Source organism: Enterocloster bolteae (genome assembly GCF_002234575.2).
GTDB classification, from domain to species: Bacteria; Bacillota; Clostridia; order Lachnospirales; family Lachnospiraceae; genus Enterocloster; species Enterocloster bolteae.
The window spans coordinates 351756-367918 of record NZ_CP022464.2 but is presented as its reverse complement, the minus strand read 5'-3'; the positions used below and the strand labels follow the sequence as shown (position 1 = coordinate 367918).

The window sequence follows — 16163 nt, the reverse complement described above, 5'->3', positions numbered from 1 at the left end:
CCATGAAGATATTAAGTCTGCACATTGAGGGATTCGGTAAATTCCACGATTTGGATATCTCCTTTAAGGACGGGCTGAATGTAGTGTACGGCAAAAATGAGGCCGGCAAATCCACCCTTCATACCTTTATCAGAGGAATGCTCTTTGGCATTGAGAAACAGAGAGGCCGGGCTGCCAGGAATGATGTCTACAGCAAATACGAGCCCTGGAAGGGCAGCGGCACCTACGAGGGATGGATGCGGCTGGAGAGCGAAGGCCAGATATACCGTATCCAGAGAAGGTTTCAGAAGCAGAACAAGGAGCTGACCATTGTCAATGAAACTCAGGGCAGGGAGATGGAGCCCACCAAAGCACTCTTAGACCAGCTCCGCTGCGGCCTGTCAGAAACAGCCTACGACAACACCATCAGCATCGGCCAGTTAAAGTGCGCCACGGACGGGGGCATGGTAGCTGAGCTGCGCAATTATATCGCCAACCTCAATACCTCCGGCAGCATTGCCCTGAATATAACTAAGGCCACCGCATACTTAAAAAGCCAGAGGCGGGAGCTGGAGAATCAGGTGGTTCCTGAGGCAGCGCGCAGTTATACAGCCCTTTTAGGTGATATACGCAAGACGGAGCAGGAAATATCCGCGCCTCAGTATGCCAACCAGTTAATTGAGTACCGCAATAAGAAGAGTGAAATCAAAAAGCAGCTGGAGTGCTGTCAGAAGGAAAAAGAAGGGCTGCTTGAAAAGTCTGCAAAAGGACGCCAGATTCTTTTAAACAGCCAGTTTACAGATCAGGAATCCGTACAAAAATACATGGAGGACACCAGGAAGCTTTACGGTGAGTACCAGAACACCCTGGCTGCCTGCAGTAAAAAATCCAGAACGGTCTGTGCTGTATTCATGTTCCTCATTACCCTGGCCTTCGCAGGAGCCGCCGGGCTGTGCCTGGCCGCGCCGGAGATGGTCCGCTCCCTTGTTCTTCTTCCGTTTCCCCTTACAGCCGCGGCGGGGATATCAGGCGCCATTGCCCTGGCTGCCTGTATAACCGGAATCCTTAAGCTGGGCAAGAACCGCCGTTTTAGAAAGGAACTGGACACCAGCACCCGCCTTCTCCAGGAAATATTCGCCCGTCATCTGGGCGATTCCAGCATCTCCCAGGATGCCATGAATGCCTTGGAGGGAAGGATGGCGGAATTCCTCCGGCTCAGCAAGGCTGTGGAGCAGTCTGAGCAGACCCTGGTGCAGTTATCCCAGGAGATTGGAAAGCTCCAGTCCAGCGAGGACCAGTTTTCCGAGGAGATAGAACAGCAGCAGCGTATCCAGTGGGAGCTGGAACAGAAGCTGGAACATCTGGCTGACTGCAAGACCAGGGCCGAAGCCCTGAAACATGTTCTGGCGGAGAATGAACGCATTCAGGAGGAACTGGACGCCATCGACCTGGCCCAGGACACCATGACCACCCTGTCCACCTCCATCCGCGACTCCTTCGGATTATACCTGAACAGGGAGGCCTCTGATCTTATATCCGGTATTACCGGAGGAATTTACACCAGCATGAGCATTGACGAGAACCTGGATGTATTCATGAACACGCCGTCCAAGCTGGTTCCCATAGAGCAGGTCAGCAGCGGCACCATGGATCAGATTTATCTGGCCCTGCGCCTGGCCGCCGCCAAGCTGGTCCAGAATGGCCGAAGGGATACCATGCCCCTGATTTTTGATGACAGTTTTGTTCTGTACGACGATGAACGTCTGAAGACAGCGTTAAAATGGCTTGTGAAGGCGTATGATAATCAGATTATTGTGTTTACCTGCCATCAGCGGGAGGCACAGCTGCTGACGGCGAATCAGGTGAAGTATCATTTAGTGAGGATATAGAGCAGAACAACGAAAGCGCTGGATAAAAAAATCCGGAGACATTTCCTTTTTGGGAACTGACTCCGGATTTTTTCATGCAGCTTATTCAGGTTATATTCCTTGCACAAGCTGCTAATTGTTGCTGATTTTTGCTGCAGTCAACGTAATTTCAACCAGATATCCGTCGGTCAAAACGGACTGCGCCGTGGTTCTGGCAGGCATGCAGCCAGGATCAAACCATGCATCCCATACAGCATTGAATTCGTCAAACATGGACCAGTCGTGAATGTTAATCTTTGCATATAGGATATGGTTCTTATCGGATCCAAACTGTTCCAGCAGCTCATCCAGGCGGTGGGTCAGGGCAACCATCTGCTCGGTCATGGTGGGCTGTTTTCCTGCAGCGATGTGACCTGTAAAGTACAGAACACCATTATATTCCGTTACTCTTGCAAAGTGTTTACACATATCGTGTCTTATGATTTCCATTATTATCTCTCCTTAAAATTATATTTGCTTCTATAAGTAAATGTCAAAATCTGTACAAAGCGCTATTTAGATTTGACAATTGCCAGACGCGGTAAACTTACTGGGTTTGGTTCAAAGTTGGTCAGTGTGGAACGAACACCAAAAATATTCTCAGAGTTGTGCAGGGGAATCATATAGACTTCTTCACGCAAAATATCAATAACCTTAGCGTAGTCCGCTGCACGCTCCTCTTTATCCAGGCTGCTCTGGGCATTTTCCATCAGCTTGTCGATTTCAGGATTTCTGATTCCCGCATAGTTTCTTCTGAAGGGACCTGTGGAATGCATATAAGGGTAGTAGAACTGGCCGTCCTTACCGGTGGGGGCAAAGGCACAGATGACAACTTCATGGATTCCCTTGCTGTACTCAGCCATCAGCGTCGCGAACTCCATAATGGAGACATCAACCTTGACACCGATAGCGCCCCAGTTATTCTGTAGGATTTCTGCAAGGTCAATACGGTTTTGGTTTTCGTTAGTCCAGAGCTTGATGGTAAAGCCATCAGGGTAACCTGCCTCAGCCAGCAGCTCTTTGGCTTTCTCCGGGTTATACTCCAACAAGGCTTTATCCTTTTCAGGATCAGCAGGGTGGTAGCCTTCATTCTGGGGAGTGAAGAAGCTGTCATGCTTTCTGCCGGTTCCGGAGTAAACAGTGTCAACTATAGTATCCAGGTCAAGGGCATAGGCCAGGGCCTGGCGAACCTGCTTGTTGTCCAGAGGCGCCACCGTACAGTTGAACACAATATTGGCAGTGGTGAAAGTATCGCAGGTCCAGATATCGCAGTTGGGATTCTGGCGCAGAGAGTCCACAGAAGTGGTCAGAGGCTGCATGCAGATATCCACGTCACCTGCCTCAAAAGCCAGGGTTCTGGCAGTGGAGTCGGTAATGATACGGAATACCAGGTTCTTGAACTCAGGCTTTTCGCCCCAGTAATTCTCGTTGCGCTCAAACACAATGCGGTCACCGGCAATCCATTCAACAAACTTGTATGGGCCGGTACCTGCTCCGTTCAGATCCCGGACAAGGGCCTCAGGAGTCGAACTTTCAATTGCCTTCTTGCTCAGAACGCAGTCCGCGGGGTCGCTCATAAAATCTTCCATAGGAGGGAAGGGCTCAAAGGTGACGATATCCAGGGTATAGTCGTCGATGATCTTACACTTCTCCAGATCGTACATATTGTAGAAGGAGCTTTGCAGCGGCAGCTCATTGCCGCGCTGGTACATGTACAAAACGTCCTCGGCCGTCATTTTTTCGCCGTTGTGGAAGTAAACGTCATCTCTCAGATGGAACCGAATCGTTGTGTCGTCCACGTTCTCCCAGGATTTTGCCAGGACACCTTCATATTCCATGGTTGCGTCATTACGCCTCAGCAGGCCCTCACAATGAACCTTTGAAACCAGAGTAGCAGCACTGTCGGACAGCTGAAAAATGTCCAGGGACGGAGGCTCACTGGCCAGAGCAATGGTAAGCGTATCTTCCACAGCAGTTACAGACAGGTTAGCATCGGGAGTATTGTTTGTGTAGGTGGAATTGATCTTATCGCCTGTCTCGATGACGGCGCCAGCCTCTGTTCCGGCAGCCCCGCCGGATACAGCACTTCCCCCCTTCTCAGACGGGGAACCGCCGCTATTGCTGCTGCAGGCGGGTAATGTACCCAGCACCATGAGCATTGCCATAACCAGTGCTAATTTCCTTTTCATAAATGGATCCTCCTTAGATTTGTGTTTGTTTCTCTCACTATGTTGCCTGGATTAAATATGATGGCAGGCGGCGAAATGCCCGCGGCCGTCATCCGCCAATAAGGGGTTTCTTTTGAAACATTCTTCGTCCGCATAAGGGCAGCGGGGAGCAAACCGGCAGCCAGGCCTGGGGTTGACGGGAGATGTCAGCTCTCCCTTCAGAAAAATTCTCTCCCGTTTTACACCTAAGCTGGGAATTGGGATTGCAGAAAGCAGGGCTTTGGTATATGGGTGGCGCGGGTCCTTAAATAAATCATCGGAGCCGCATTTTTCCACAACCTGTCCCAGATACATCACCATAATTTCATCTGAAATATGTTTGACAACCGATAGATCGTGGGTGATGAAAATATATGTCAGCCCCAGCCGCTCCTGCAGATCCTGCATCAGATTCAGGATCTGGGCCTGAATGGAAACATCCAGTGCGGAAACAGGCTCGTCACAGACAATGAACCTGGGGTTAAGAGCCAATGCCCGGGCAATACCGATACGCTGACGGCGTCCGCCGTCCAACTCATGAGGATAGCTTCCTGCCAGCCGGCTGGCCAGGCCTACAAGCTCCATCAACTCATCTACACGCTTATCAATCTCCCTTGCAGATAATCTTTCACAGCAGCGCAGCGGTTCCGCGATAATCTGCTTAACGGTCATACGGGGATTCAGGGAGGAAAAGGGATCCTGAAAGATGATTTGCATGTCCGTGTGCAGTTTCTTCAGTTCCTTTCCTCTGGCGTTTGTGATCCTCTTTCCGTCAAAGCATATTTCTCCTTCTGTGGAGTCCAGAAGGCGTACAATGGTACGGCCCAATGTTGATTTGCCGCAGCCGGACTCTCCCACGATTCCCAGGGTTTTGCCTGCCTCCAGAGAAAAAGACACATCATCCACGGCATGCAGCCAGCCGTCAGGAACATGAAAGTATTTTTTCAGGTTTCTGATTTCTAATAGCACACTCATTTTGATCCCTCCTTTTCCCCGGTGTCACAAAGATGGCACTTGACAATATGGCCCGGAGCAATCTCCAGATCCGCGGGTTTTTCCTTCCGGCAGATCTCCATGCAGTATTCGCAGCGGTCATGGAAGGGGCATCCATCCGGCAGATTCATTGGATCGGGCATCAGTCCTTCAATGGGCTTCAGCCTGTGAACATCCTTGTCAATGTTTGGAATACACCCAAACAGGCCAACGGTGTAAGGGTGCCTGGCATTTTCAAAAATATCTGCCAGATTGCCATACTCCACGATTTCACCGGCATAAATGATGGCCACCATATCGCAGTTCTCCACCACCAAGCCGAGATCGTGGGTAATCAGTATCATCGAGGTCTGTAATTCATTTCTCAGGGTGCGGATCATATCCAGCACCTGGGCCTGAATTGTTACATCCAGTGCAGTAGTGGGTTCATCGGCAATGAGCAGCTCCGGGTTACAGCACAGAGCAATAGCAATGACCACTCTCTGTTTCATACCGCCGGAAAATTGATGGGGGTAGTCGTTGAAACGCTCCTCCCGGATACCGACCATTTCCAGGGTTTCCTGCGCCTTTGCCGCAAGTTCTTCTCTGGAAAGGTTGGGCTCATGAATTTCCAGGGATTCCATGACCTGCTCGCCGATTGTCATGACCGGGTTGAGGGAGGTCATGGGGTCCTGAAAGATCATAGAGACCTTTTTGCCCCGATATTTTTGCAGGGTATCCTTATCCATGGCAAGGACATCCCTGCCTTCAAAGTGGATCTCACCGCTGATGATCCGGGCAGGAGGCTCGGACAAAAGCCGTAGGATTCCCAGGGCGGTAGTGGTTTTCCCAGCGCCGGTCTCGCCCACCAGGCCCAGAGACTGGCCCTTATTCAATACCAGATTCATCCCGTTAACCGCTTCCACGACGCCGCTGTCAGTTTCATAGTGGATCACAAGATCCTTTATTTCTAATAATGTCTCGTTCATAATCTGTTTCAACTCCTTGCTTAACAGCTGCTTACCGTTTCATTCTGGGATCCAGGGCATCCCGCAATCCGTCGCCAAGCAGGTTCAGCGCCAGAATAACCATCATAATTGCCAGCCCGGGAAACAGCGCCATGTACCATTCGTTCAGCAGATACGCTTTACCGGTGTTCAGCATATTACCCCATTCGGGTGTGGGCGGCTGAATACCCAGTCCGATGTAGCTCAGTGACGCACAGGTGAGAATCGCGCTTGCAACGCCTAAAGTAGAGCGCACGATGATGGGTGCCAAACAATTTGGGAGAATATGGCGCAGAACAATCCTCAAATCACTGGCACCCCCGGCCCGCGCGGCTTCTATATATTCCTGATCCTTAACGGTAAGAACCGAGGCACGTACTGTCCTGGCATAGGAGGGAATCGTACCGATTCCTGCCGCAATCATCAGATTGACCAAGCCTGATCCCAGGGCCGCTGCAATAGAAATTGCCAGCAGGGTGCTTGGGATTGCCATAAGAACATCCATGAAGCGCATAAGCACATTGTCCGCTTTACCGCCATAGTAGCCCGCGGCCGCGCCTATCAGGGTACCCGTGATGCAGGCGAAGCCAACAGCTATAAAGCCAACCACTATGGATGTTCTCGCACCGTAGATAATACGGCTGAAAATGTCCCGTCCAAAGTTGTCTGTCCCCATAAGATGCAGCAGATTGGGCCACTGCAGTGCTTCCGCGGGACGCTGCTCATCCAAACCATAGGGAGCCAGAAGGCTGGGTACCAACGCGCAGCACAGCAGAATACATATAATAACCAATCCCATCATAGCCTTCTTGTCCCGCTTCAGACGGATCCAGGCTTCTCCCCACTGAGAGGTTCCGTATTTCTTTGTGGTTTTACGGGGTTTCCCCCCGGTCCTTGCTTTCATCATAAATCAGACCTTCCTTTGCGTGTGTTTTTACCAGAAACCTGTTATGTCTCACTTTTGGCAATAAAGTGTTTAACTTTTCTTTTGGTCTGGTAAATGGATTTCAGTCTGGGATCCACAAAGGTGTATATAATGTCTACCACCAGGTTCAAAAGACTGAACATAACAGCAATTACAACCACAGCTCCCTGAATGGTGGGGTAATCGCGGGCTTTAATGGACTGAATCATCAGCATCCCTATGCCTGGAATCGCAAAGACAGTTTCTGTCACAATTGCTCCGCCCAGCATACTGCCCAGCTGAATGGCAATCGCTGTGATAATTGGGATCATTGAGTTTCTTAATGCATGGGAAATAATGACTTTCCGTTCGGTCTGGCCTTTTGCCCTGGCAGTCCGTATGTAGTCCTGACGGATAACCTCCAGCATACTGGAACGGGTAATCCTGACCAAAGACGCCATAGCGCCGGTGCCGATGGTCAGAACCGGCATGAACCAGTGAGCCGGTGTTGTAAATCCATAGCTTGGAAACCATCCCAGCTTAACGGAGAACAGTATTATGGTCATCAAGCCCTGCCAGAATGCCGGCATTGCCACACCAATCAGAGCCAGTACCATCAGCAGATTGTCGATCCAGGTGTTCTGCTTGATGGCGGAGATAATTCCAATCGGAATGGAGAGAAACACCGCAAATGCCGCGCTGGTTAATGACAAAAGTATGGTTGTAGGCAGCCGATCCATAACTTCATCCAAAACAGGACGTTTTGTCTTGTAGGATGTACCCAGGTCGCCATGGAGTACGAGATTTTTAGTATAATTAAAAAATCGGACCGGCAGCGGCTTGTTCAGTCCCAGATCTTCACGAATCTGCTCCACAACTTCCACGGAAGCTGCGTCGCCGGCAATCATTGCCGCCGGATCGCCGGGAGAAATCTCGTTCATGGTGAACACCAGGAACAAAACACCCAGAAGAACCGGAATCATCATCAAAATACGCTTAAAAATATATTTTAGCACAAATCTTCACCCCCTTTAAGCTGTTAACAATATTGCATTAATGTTCGTATCATTGATGCAACCTAATTGTAAATTATAACAATAACAAGTTAAACTTACGATTTTAAGATTTGGTTGAATATTTTTATTTCCTATTCAAAAAAACATGGATATGATATATAATGTCTAAAAGCAGTTCAGACAACTGAGCGCTGAACGCCAGCAGCTTAAAACGATTGAACAGACTCATACGATAACAGGATGAAGGCTATATGAAAAAGGGGTTTATAAAACAAAAAAGCCGGTCCGTCATGGAACGGCTTATGAATCAAAGTCTGACCGTAAAAATCAGCGTTTTTATTTATTTAATCGTAATCATTCTATTTTTATTTCTCTCTTTATTCCTTTTTGGCATTGTTGGGCGCGCTTCTGAACAGCGGCTGTCTGAGGAGCACTCCAAATTGCTGAGGGTTGCGATTCTTATGATTAACAGCCGCCAGCAGTATATGATTGGCGTAGCAGACTACTATGCTCTGTCTCCTGATATCAAGAATATGATGGATACCAGCAATTCCGGTCTTCCTGTTGCAACCGTCCTGGACGAGTCCAGGTTCAAAACCCCCACAATCATCATTCTCAGCACTGTGTTCTACAATGCCGAAGGCGAGGCTGTCTATTATACTACAAAGGATACCTCCCGGGCGCCAATCAATCAAAAAAATAATGATGCCTTTCAGAAGCTGGCATCAGGACAGGCCACCTATGTATGGGACTATATTGACCACAATAACAGTGATTTTATGAAGTACGATTTTTCTCCCAAGCTGTGTCTGTGGAGAGCAGTCCGGGACAGCAACGATGTCCATATGATCGGAGCCGTAGCTGTTACCATTGACTCCCGTTCCCTGCTTGGCTTCGACGAAACCGCAAAGCAGCTGTCTGAAAACCTGGCAATTGTCAACTCAAGCAACCAGGTGGTCTATAACCGTTCCAATATTGATCTGAATGAGGACGATATCCGTCTGTTATCCAACAACTCCTTTGGCAGCGATGCAGGCCTTTATACGGCTGATTTAAGCAGCGGCAAGTACAGAGTCAGTTACCAGGCCATTCCTTCCACTGATTTTGTGGCGTTTTTCCTCTACCGTCATACTCCGTTTGCTTTTGGGATTGATGTGGTGTACAGCTATATATTAGCCGGATTGTTTCTGTATATTCTCAGTCTGTTCCCATCAATTATACTGGTTTCCAAAATGATCACGAAACCCCTGGTAAGCCTGACAAAATCCATCCAGCAATTTGCAGAGGGGCAGCAGAATGTAAAAGTTCAGTTTAAATATACGGATGAGATTGGCCTTCTGGGAAAAGCTTTTAATGATATGGTTTTGGATAACGAGCGTCTTAGGATATCGGAATATGACTTGCGTTTAAAAAATAAGGATGCAGAGCTTGCCCTGATGCAGGCGCAAATTAATCCACACTTTCTCTACAATATGCTCAATGCGATTCAGTGGCAGGCCCTCAAAAGCGGAAACAAGGAAATCGCTGATATTGCCTATTCCATGGCACAGGTATTCCGGATCAGTCTGAGCCGCGGCAGGAGCATTATTTCAGTGAAGCAGGAACTTGATCTGGTCAGCTACTATTTATCCCTGCAGAAATACCGGCTGGGCAAAAAAATTGACTATCATATTGATTTTGATGAGGATGTCCTTGACCGCCAGATTCCAAAACTGATTCTTCAGCCTCTGGTTGAGAACTCCATCGTTCATGGCATGGCAAAGGATTCTTCCCTCAATCTGGTCATTTCCCTGTCTGTTGCCCTGTCAGAGGATGGAAAATCGTTACACTTTATGATTCAGGATAATGGGTGCGGAATTCCCCCGGAAATTCTCCGGTACTTACCCAGCGAGGTAATCCCGGCTGCGGCGGAACAGGGTCAAAGACCAAATAAAAGCAACCGCTTTGCGGTTAAAAACATTTATGACCGTCTTACACTGGTATATGGAAGCGATTTCACTTTCCGCATTCACAGTGAACAGGGGACATCCATTGAAATTATTCTTCCTGTAAAAGAGATAGATGAAAGGAGTACCTCCAATGCTTAGATTGGCGATTATTGACGATGAAGAGGAAACCCGGCAGATTATGGTCAATTTCATTGACTGGGATACCTATGGAATCACAGTGGTCGGAGAGGCCTCGGATGGTTTCGCCGCCTATGATCTTATCAACTCTTTACGCCCGGATATTGTTTTGATCGATATCCAGATGCCCGGAATGACTGGCCTTGATGTTCTCGAGAAGATCCGTTCAGAGGATTTGATTTCTCCTGCCTTTATTATAATGAGCGGATACGACGACTTTGAATTTGCCAGAAGGGCGGTCAGCCTGGCAGCGGTAGAATATTTATTAAAGCCATTCCGCCCTGACGATGTGATTATGGCAATCCAAAAATCCATCAGGCACCTGGAGCTTATCCGCAGCAGTTACCCGGATACCCCGTCCCCTGACAGTAAAAAAAAGTCACTGGCCGGCAATGCCATTGACTTCTCCCTGCTTCACTACCCTTCCCGCGAAGAACACCGCCTGTTAGAGTGCCTGAAAGTGGGTACAAAAGAAAGTGTTCTAGGGGAGCTTGACTGTTTCTGGAACTGTCTGTGTGAATTAAACGGCGATACTGAAAGCCGTCTGAATTGTGCGATTATCCTTTATGTAGAGGTCTGCCGGTTCCTGCTGGAACGCGGAAGCTGTTTCTCAGCTCCATATTTTGAGAACCGGGATAGCTCTGGCAGTGATAGCTCCCGGGAAATCCACCAGACACTCACATCCATTGTGCTGGATGCTATCTCGCTGCTTGAGTCCGGAGATGTTTCCCGTGTTTATGTAAACAAGGCGATTCAGTATATACAGGCTCACTATAACGAAAATCTGTCTCTGGACAGCGTTGCGAATGAAATTGAGCTCTCGTCCCCCTATCTGAGCAGTCTGTTTTCCAGGATTCTGGGAACCACCTTTGTCAACTATATACAGTCTGTAAGAATCCAGAAGGCTAAGGAGCTTTTATGCGGCACGACCATGAAGGTCTACGAAATCGCCTACTGTATAGGATATGACGACGAGAAATACTTTTCGCAGGTCTTCCGTAAAACGGAAGGAATCACCCCATCCCAATTCAGAGCCCAATCCTCCTCAATTCCCCACCGAATGTAGCACTTCGAAACTGGCACTGTATCTTTCCGGATACAGTGCCAGTTTCTATTTTCAGGTATTTTGTAAAATATTAAACGATACCAAAAGATTTTCCGTTCATCTTCCATAGAACGCAAGGTAAAATATAGTCATGATATTTTATAATTATCAGTTTATCATTAGGAGGATGAATCATATGGTACGCAGTGAGAATCAAGTAGCAAATCCAGTACGAACCAACATTGAACTGTCTGAAAAGGTCCTGGAACTAAACAAGCAGCTGGCTAAGGATCCTGAGAATGCAGAGCTTTGGATCAAACGGGGTCTGGCCTTAGTAGAGCAGAACCTGATGCGGGAAGCGGTTGAATCCTACTCCAAGGCCCTTTGCCTGGATCCATTCAACTGGCTGGGATACCGCAACCGCGCACACCGCCACCTGTCCTGTTGGGAATTCCAGGAAGCCTGCTCTGACTTTATTATGTCTACCCGGCTGGTTCCCAACACGGTTGATATCCACGAAATCTGGGAGGCCTGGTATCTGCTGGCGCTGTCCCATTATCTGCTGGGCGAATATGAAAAGGCGGCGGACGCCTACAAAACCTGCTACAGCCTGGCCCGCGGAGACGACATTATAACGACCACTGGATGGTACTGGTCTACTCTCATGCGCCTGGACCGTAAGGAGGAAGCAGAAGGTATTTTGGCGTTTATCACCAAGGATATGAAATTTGAGGCAAGCCGCGAAGCCTACTTCAGTACGCTTCGTATGTTCAAGGGCTGGGTTTCTCCTGAGGATACCGAGGCTCAGTGTAATATGCCTGACTGCAAGGATAAGTTTACCCGCCTGTATGCCATCTCCAACTATTACTATATTACCGGAGATCTGGATAATTCCAACCGTGTTATTGACCGTATTCTGGATGAAGCCGGGCCTGAATGGTGGATGGTCTTTGGCTACCTGGCTGCAATGGTTGATAAGAAGGCGCGCAGCAACGCTTAATATTATCTTTCTGGTAAGACTTAAGAATCTGCTCCGGCATTGGCCGGGAAACCGCTGTTTTGGGAAATAACACAGCTCTATACCAAAGGTCGGTTTTGATGCCATATATCAAAACCGCCTTTTTCTATTGCGCAATAGAGGAGGTTTTTCATGACTAACAAAACTACTGAAAATCATTCCATTCCTGTAAGGCTTACCGATCTTCTGCATTTTAAAAGCCTTTCCAACCCGTCTCTTTCTCTGGATGGAACACGCGCTGCATTCATGACTCATCAGTGCAGCCGGACCCAGGATGGATATGATTCTAATCTTTGGATATATGATTTAAGCCGCAGCCGTACCATTCAGGTGACCTCCGGCAATAAAAAACAGGTTTTCTGCTGGGCACCGGACGGCTCGCTTCTCTATGCCACGCCCGACGCCGAAACCCACTTTACTAAAGTGAATCCTGAAGGCAGCCTCAGCCCGGCCTTTAGCATACCCATACGGGTCAAGGCTATTCAGCCCGTAACGGATGCTCTATGGCTTGTGGAAGCTGCCAGCTTTGTAAATGAAGAAGCCAAGGGACTGCTGACGGAAAAAATCTGTGTGGTTCTGGAGGAACTTCCTGCCCATTTCAACGGTGTGGGATACACCTCCGGCAGCCGCAACAGCCTGTATTTGTTTAACCAGTTCACTGGCTCTCTCCGGCAGATTACGCCTCCCCGCTTTGAAACAATGGGCTACACTCTGTGCATGAAGGAACAAAAAATTGTATGTCATGGACATGAATATACAGATGTCCGCGGAATCAGAGGAAGCGTCTATCTGTATGACATTCCCGCCGAAACTGGCAGCATTGTTGTGAAGCCCAATATCTACCGGATTTACTATGCCGCCATGACAGGCCAGAATCTGCTGTTTGCCGGTACAAAAGGAAACCATGACAGCAATGAAAATCCCATCTTCTATACACTTAACCTTTCCAGCAATGAAGTTTCTGAGCTTTGCTATCCTGACCATTATATAGGCGGGCTGGGCATCGGCTCCGACTGCCGCTATGGAACCGGCACCACCAGTCTGTGCTCTGGAGACAGCATATACTTCACCTCCGCACATTTTGAATCCAGTCACCTGTTTCAGGTGACATCCGACGGCAGCTTCCGCCAAATCAGCCGCCGGGAAGGATCCATAGACTGCTTTGACATAAAGGGTGATAAAGCTGTTTTCGTAGGAATGCGGGACATGGGCCTGCAGGAGCTGTATACGCTTAATCTGGTCACGGGTCAGGAAACCAGACTTACAAATTTCAACCGGGACTATGCAGACAGCCACAGGATTTGCCCGCCCGTTCCCTGCTACTTTAAAAATCATGATAATATGACCATAACCGGCTGGGTGATTCCCCCTGCCAATTATGATGTAAACCGTACTTACCCTGCTATTCTGGACATCCATGGCGGTCCCAAGGCCTGCTATGGTATGGTTTTCTACCATGAGATGCAGCTCTGGGCCAATGAGGGTTACTTTGTATTCTTCTGTAATCCCAGGGGAAGCGACGGCCACGGGGATGCCTATTCTACAATCTCCGGCATCAACGGAACCCTGGACTATGATGACCTGATGCAATTTACGGACCATGTTTTGGACATATATCCCCAAATTGACCGGACCCGGGTCGGTGTCACCGGCGGCTCCTATGGAGGCTTCCTGACCAATTGGATTGCAGGCCATACAGACCGGTTTGCTGCAGCGGCTAGCCAGCGCAGTATCGGTGACTGGATGGTGCATTATGCTGCCTGTGACAGCGGCTTCTGGGTCACCAGCGAGCAGTTTCCCCCATCACCGCTGTATGACGCCAAAAACGCCTGGGAGCATTCCCCTGGGAAATATGCTATGAACATTAAAACTCCTATGCTCTTTATCCATTCTGATGAAGACCGTCGCTGCCCTCTGAGTGAAATGATGCCGGTTTATACCGGAGCAATACTGGCAGGCATACCCGTGCGTATGTGCCTGTTCCATGGAGAAAACCATGAACTGTCCCGTGCCGGCAAGCCCCGCTGCCGCATGAAACGCCTGGCAGAGATTACAAACTGGATGGACAAATACCTGAAAGGAGAACGTATGGAATGAAGCATCCTGAACTACTAAGTCTGCACAGCGTATCGGATCTGCGGATCTCTCCCGGAACAAGCCGCTGCGCGTTCCTTGTCCACACTCCCTGTGAAGCAGAAAATAATTATGAAACCCATCTGTATGTCAGTGATTTTACCGTGTCTTATCCCATTGGGATGTCCGGCATTACCAGCTTTGCCTGGGTAGATGATGCTGCACTGGCGGTTGGGCGTCCCAGCGCAGATAGTACACAATTCGCGCTTTTGTCCCTGAAGGACGGTTCGGAAGGAACCGTCTGGAACATCCCCTTTGACGCCAGAATTGAAGGATGGGTTTTGGGACAGCTTCTCATCTCAGCCCGCCGCCCAATTACCGAGGAAAAGGCTCAGGAGGATGGATCGTGGACAATCCTGGATGAACTTCCCATTTGGGAGGACGGCGAGGGATACCGTGCCAAAATCCGGCGTCAGCTTTTTCTTTGTTCCTACGGCGGCCAGCCTATACGTATTTCTCCTGAGGAGATGGATGTCCGTATTGTATCAGCACATTCAAACGGTCTGGCCTATGCCGGATATATCCTCGGGAACCATGGGAGGATCGTCAATGAGATCCGCTATTGGGCCGGAGAAGACCGGTTACTCCGCAGGAACTGCGGTGATATCAGACATCTTGCCCTGGGCAGCAATTATGCTTTTATCTATGCTCTTGATATTGAGCGTGAGACAGACTCTGCTCCCGCCCTGATACAGGTTTCCCTGGACACCGGCAAAGCTGATCCCCTGTATGTTTCCGGAATTGCGGTTGGCAATTACATTGTTTCCGATATCGGCCTGCAGGGGAAAATTCTATGCGCAGATGGTGATGCTCTCTATTTTGCCGCCACAAAGGAAGGCTCCTCCCAGATTTATAAACTGTCTGCCTCAGGCGAACCGCTATGCCTGACCCTTGACCCAGGCAGTATTGAACAGCTGGACGTTCGGGCAGGACGGATTGTTTTTGCTGGTTTGCGCAGGGGCTCCTGTCAGGAGGTCTACGTCCTGGAGGATGGGGAACAAATGATTTCACACCTACACGGTAATGACACGCTTCCTTTTTACCCTATGGTGGAAATTCCCTGCCATGGTATTCAGGGCTGGGCTCTTCGGGAAGAAACAGAGGAAAAGACTTGCCCGGCGGTTATATTTCTTCATGATGGTCCTCAGCAGGCATTTGGTAAAGTGTACCACTTTGGTATGCAGCTGCTTGCCCAAAACGGCTATGTTGTGCTGTTTGCCAACCTGCCCGGCAGCATGGGCTATGGCAAAGATTTTTCCATGCTGGACGGACACTTGGGAGACGATGACTGCAACGGTCTTATCCGTTTCCTGGACGCTGCTCTGGATGCCTGCCCTGAGATCGATCCCAGCCGTCTGGCTGTGATTGGCACCGGCTACGGAGCTTATCTGGCTGCGGCTGCCACGGGAAAATGTAACCGCTTCGGAGCCGCAATCTGTGATGGGGTCATTTCCAACTGTGTTTCTATGGTATCCACCAGTGATCATGGCATTGCCTTTGCCGAAAAACAGATGAAAGCCTGTGCTTTTAAGCAAACCGGGGAACTGTGGAAACGTTCTCCTCTCAGCCGCATCGCTTCCATGAAAACGCCCACTTTGCTGCTTCACGGTGAGAACGACCGCAGCAGCCATCTTTCTCAGGGACAGATGCTCTTCACCGCGCTAAAGATTCATGGCGTGCCGGCCAGATTATGTGTATTCCCCGGAGAAAACCACAGCCTTGCAAGCAAGGGAACACCTCTGGCCCGTGACCGTTATCACACCGAAATCCTTCGGTGGCTGAAAATGTATCTATAAAAAAATATCCGGACCACACCGGATAAATTGAATCTTAATTAATAAGAAAGGGC

At 49.2% G+C, this 16163-nt stretch carries 12 protein-coding genes; 6 read left to right on the top strand and 6 right to left on the bottom strand.

Annotated features, from left to right (window positions below):
• Positions 1-2 precede the first annotated feature (2 nt).
• Positions 3-1868 carry an ATP-binding protein gene (locus CGC65_RS01815; RefSeq protein ID WP_002566325.1) on the top strand — a complete coding sequence of 622 codons (1866 nt, stop codon included), beginning with the start codon at positions 3-5 and terminating at the stop codon, positions 1866-1868.
• Between the two features lie 111 nt (positions 1869-1979).
• Here CGC65_RS01815 and CGC65_RS01810 read toward each other — a convergent pair whose 3' ends face one another.
• From CGC65_RS01810 to CGC65_RS01785, 6 genes are all read right to left on the bottom strand, one after another.
• Positions 1980-2336 carry a RidA family protein gene (locus CGC65_RS01810; RefSeq protein ID WP_002566326.1) on the bottom strand — a complete coding sequence of 119 codons (357 nt, stop codon included), beginning with the start codon at positions 2334-2336 and terminating at the stop codon, positions 1980-1982.
• Positions 2337-2398: 62 nt separating this feature from the next.
• Positions 2399-4075 carry an ABC transporter substrate-binding protein gene (locus CGC65_RS01805; RefSeq protein ID WP_002566327.1) on the bottom strand — a complete coding sequence of 559 codons (1677 nt, stop codon included), beginning with the start codon at positions 4073-4075 and terminating at the stop codon, positions 2399-2401.
• Between the two features lie 51 nt (positions 4076-4126).
• On the bottom strand, positions 4127-5068 hold the full coding sequence (locus CGC65_RS01800; protein WP_002566328.1) for an ABC transporter ATP-binding protein: 942 nt from the start codon (positions 5066-5068) through the stop codon (positions 4127-4129).
• The gene (locus CGC65_RS01795; RefSeq protein WP_002566329.1) at positions 5065-6054 is read right to left on the bottom strand and encodes an ABC transporter ATP-binding protein; all 990 of its coding nucleotides are present in this window, start codon (positions 6052-6054) and stop codon (positions 5065-5067) included. Before CGC65_RS01795 ends, CGC65_RS01800 begins: the two co-directional genes overlap by 4 nt.
• A gap of 31 nt (positions 6055-6085) precedes the next feature.
• Positions 6086-6979 (bottom strand): ABC transporter permease, encoded by an 894-nt coding sequence (locus CGC65_RS01790; RefSeq protein WP_002566330.1) that lies wholly within the window; start codon positions 6977-6979, stop codon positions 6086-6088.
• Between the two features lie 41 nt (positions 6980-7020).
• A complete protein-coding gene (locus tag CGC65_RS01785) occupies positions 7021-7992 on the bottom strand; it encodes an ABC transporter permease (protein ID WP_002566331.1) in 972 nt (323 codons plus the stop codon).
• A 251-nt stretch (positions 7993-8243) separates the two neighbouring features.
• On the opposite strand from CGC65_RS01785, the gene CGC65_RS01780 reads away from it, so the two are divergent.
• The 5 genes from CGC65_RS01780 to CGC65_RS01760 all read left to right on the top strand — a co-directional run bounded on the left by CGC65_RS01780 (position 8244) and on the right by CGC65_RS01760 (position 16110).
• Positions 8244-10079 (top strand): sensor histidine kinase, encoded by a 1836-nt coding sequence (locus tag CGC65_RS01780; RefSeq protein ID WP_002566332.1) that lies wholly within the window; start codon positions 8244-8246, stop codon positions 10077-10079.
• Complete coding sequence (locus CGC65_RS01775; protein WP_002566333.1) at positions 10072-11184, top strand: response regulator transcription factor; 1113 nt, start codon at positions 10072-10074, stop codon at positions 11182-11184. Before CGC65_RS01780 ends, CGC65_RS01775 begins: the two co-directional genes overlap by 8 nt.
• 175 nt (positions 11185-11359) lie before the next feature.
• Entirely contained in the window at positions 11360-12163 is an 804-nt protein-coding gene (locus CGC65_RS01770) for a tetratricopeptide repeat protein (RefSeq protein WP_002566334.1), read from the top strand.
• A gap of 150 nt (positions 12164-12313) precedes the next feature.
• Entirely contained in the window at positions 12314-14278 is a 1965-nt protein-coding gene (locus CGC65_RS01765; RefSeq protein ID WP_002566335.1) for a S9 family peptidase, read from the top strand.
• Entirely contained in the window at positions 14275-16110 is a 1836-nt protein-coding gene (locus tag CGC65_RS01760) for a S9 family peptidase (protein WP_002566336.1), read from the top strand. The genes CGC65_RS01765 and CGC65_RS01760 overlap by 4 nt, the downstream gene beginning before the upstream one ends.
• The last annotated feature ends 53 nt before the right edge of the window (positions 16111-16163 follow it).

Coding starts and splice junctions, on each gene's coding strand:
- CGC65_RS01795 (WP_002566329.1), bottom strand. CDS start 6,054: ATGAACGAGACATTATTAGAAATAAAGGATCTTGTGATCCACTATGAA.
- CGC65_RS01780 (WP_002566332.1), top strand. CDS start 8,244: ATGAAAAAGGGGTTTATAAAACAAAAAAGCCGGTCCGTCATGGAACGG.
- CGC65_RS01770 (WP_002566334.1), top strand. CDS start 11,360: ATGGTACGCAGTGAGAATCAAGTAGCAAATCCAGTACGAACCAACATT.
- CGC65_RS01800 (WP_002566328.1), bottom strand. CDS start 5,068: ATGAGTGTGCTATTAGAAATCAGAAACCTGAAAAAATACTTTCATGTT.
- CGC65_RS01810 (WP_002566326.1), bottom strand. CDS start 2,336: ATGGAAATCATAAGACACGATATGTGTAAACACTTTGCAAGAGTAACG.
- CGC65_RS01790 (WP_002566330.1), bottom strand. CDS start 6,979: ATGATGAAAGCAAGGACCGGGGGGAAACCCCGTAAAACCACAAAGAAA.
- CGC65_RS01805 (WP_002566327.1), bottom strand. CDS start 4,075: ATGAAAAGGAAATTAGCACTGGTTATGGCAATGCTCATGGTGCTGGGT.
- CGC65_RS01765 (WP_002566335.1), top strand. CDS start 12,314: ATGACTAACAAAACTACTGAAAATCATTCCATTCCTGTAAGGCTTACC.
- CGC65_RS01760 (WP_002566336.1), top strand. CDS start 14,275: ATGAAGCATCCTGAACTACTAAGTCTGCACAGCGTATCGGATCTGCGG.
- CGC65_RS01815 (WP_002566325.1), top strand. CDS start 3: ATGAAGATATTAAGTCTGCACATTGAGGGATTCGGTAAATTCCACGAT.
- CGC65_RS01775 (WP_002566333.1), top strand. CDS start 10,072: ATGCTTAGATTGGCGATTATTGACGATGAAGAGGAAACCCGGCAGATT.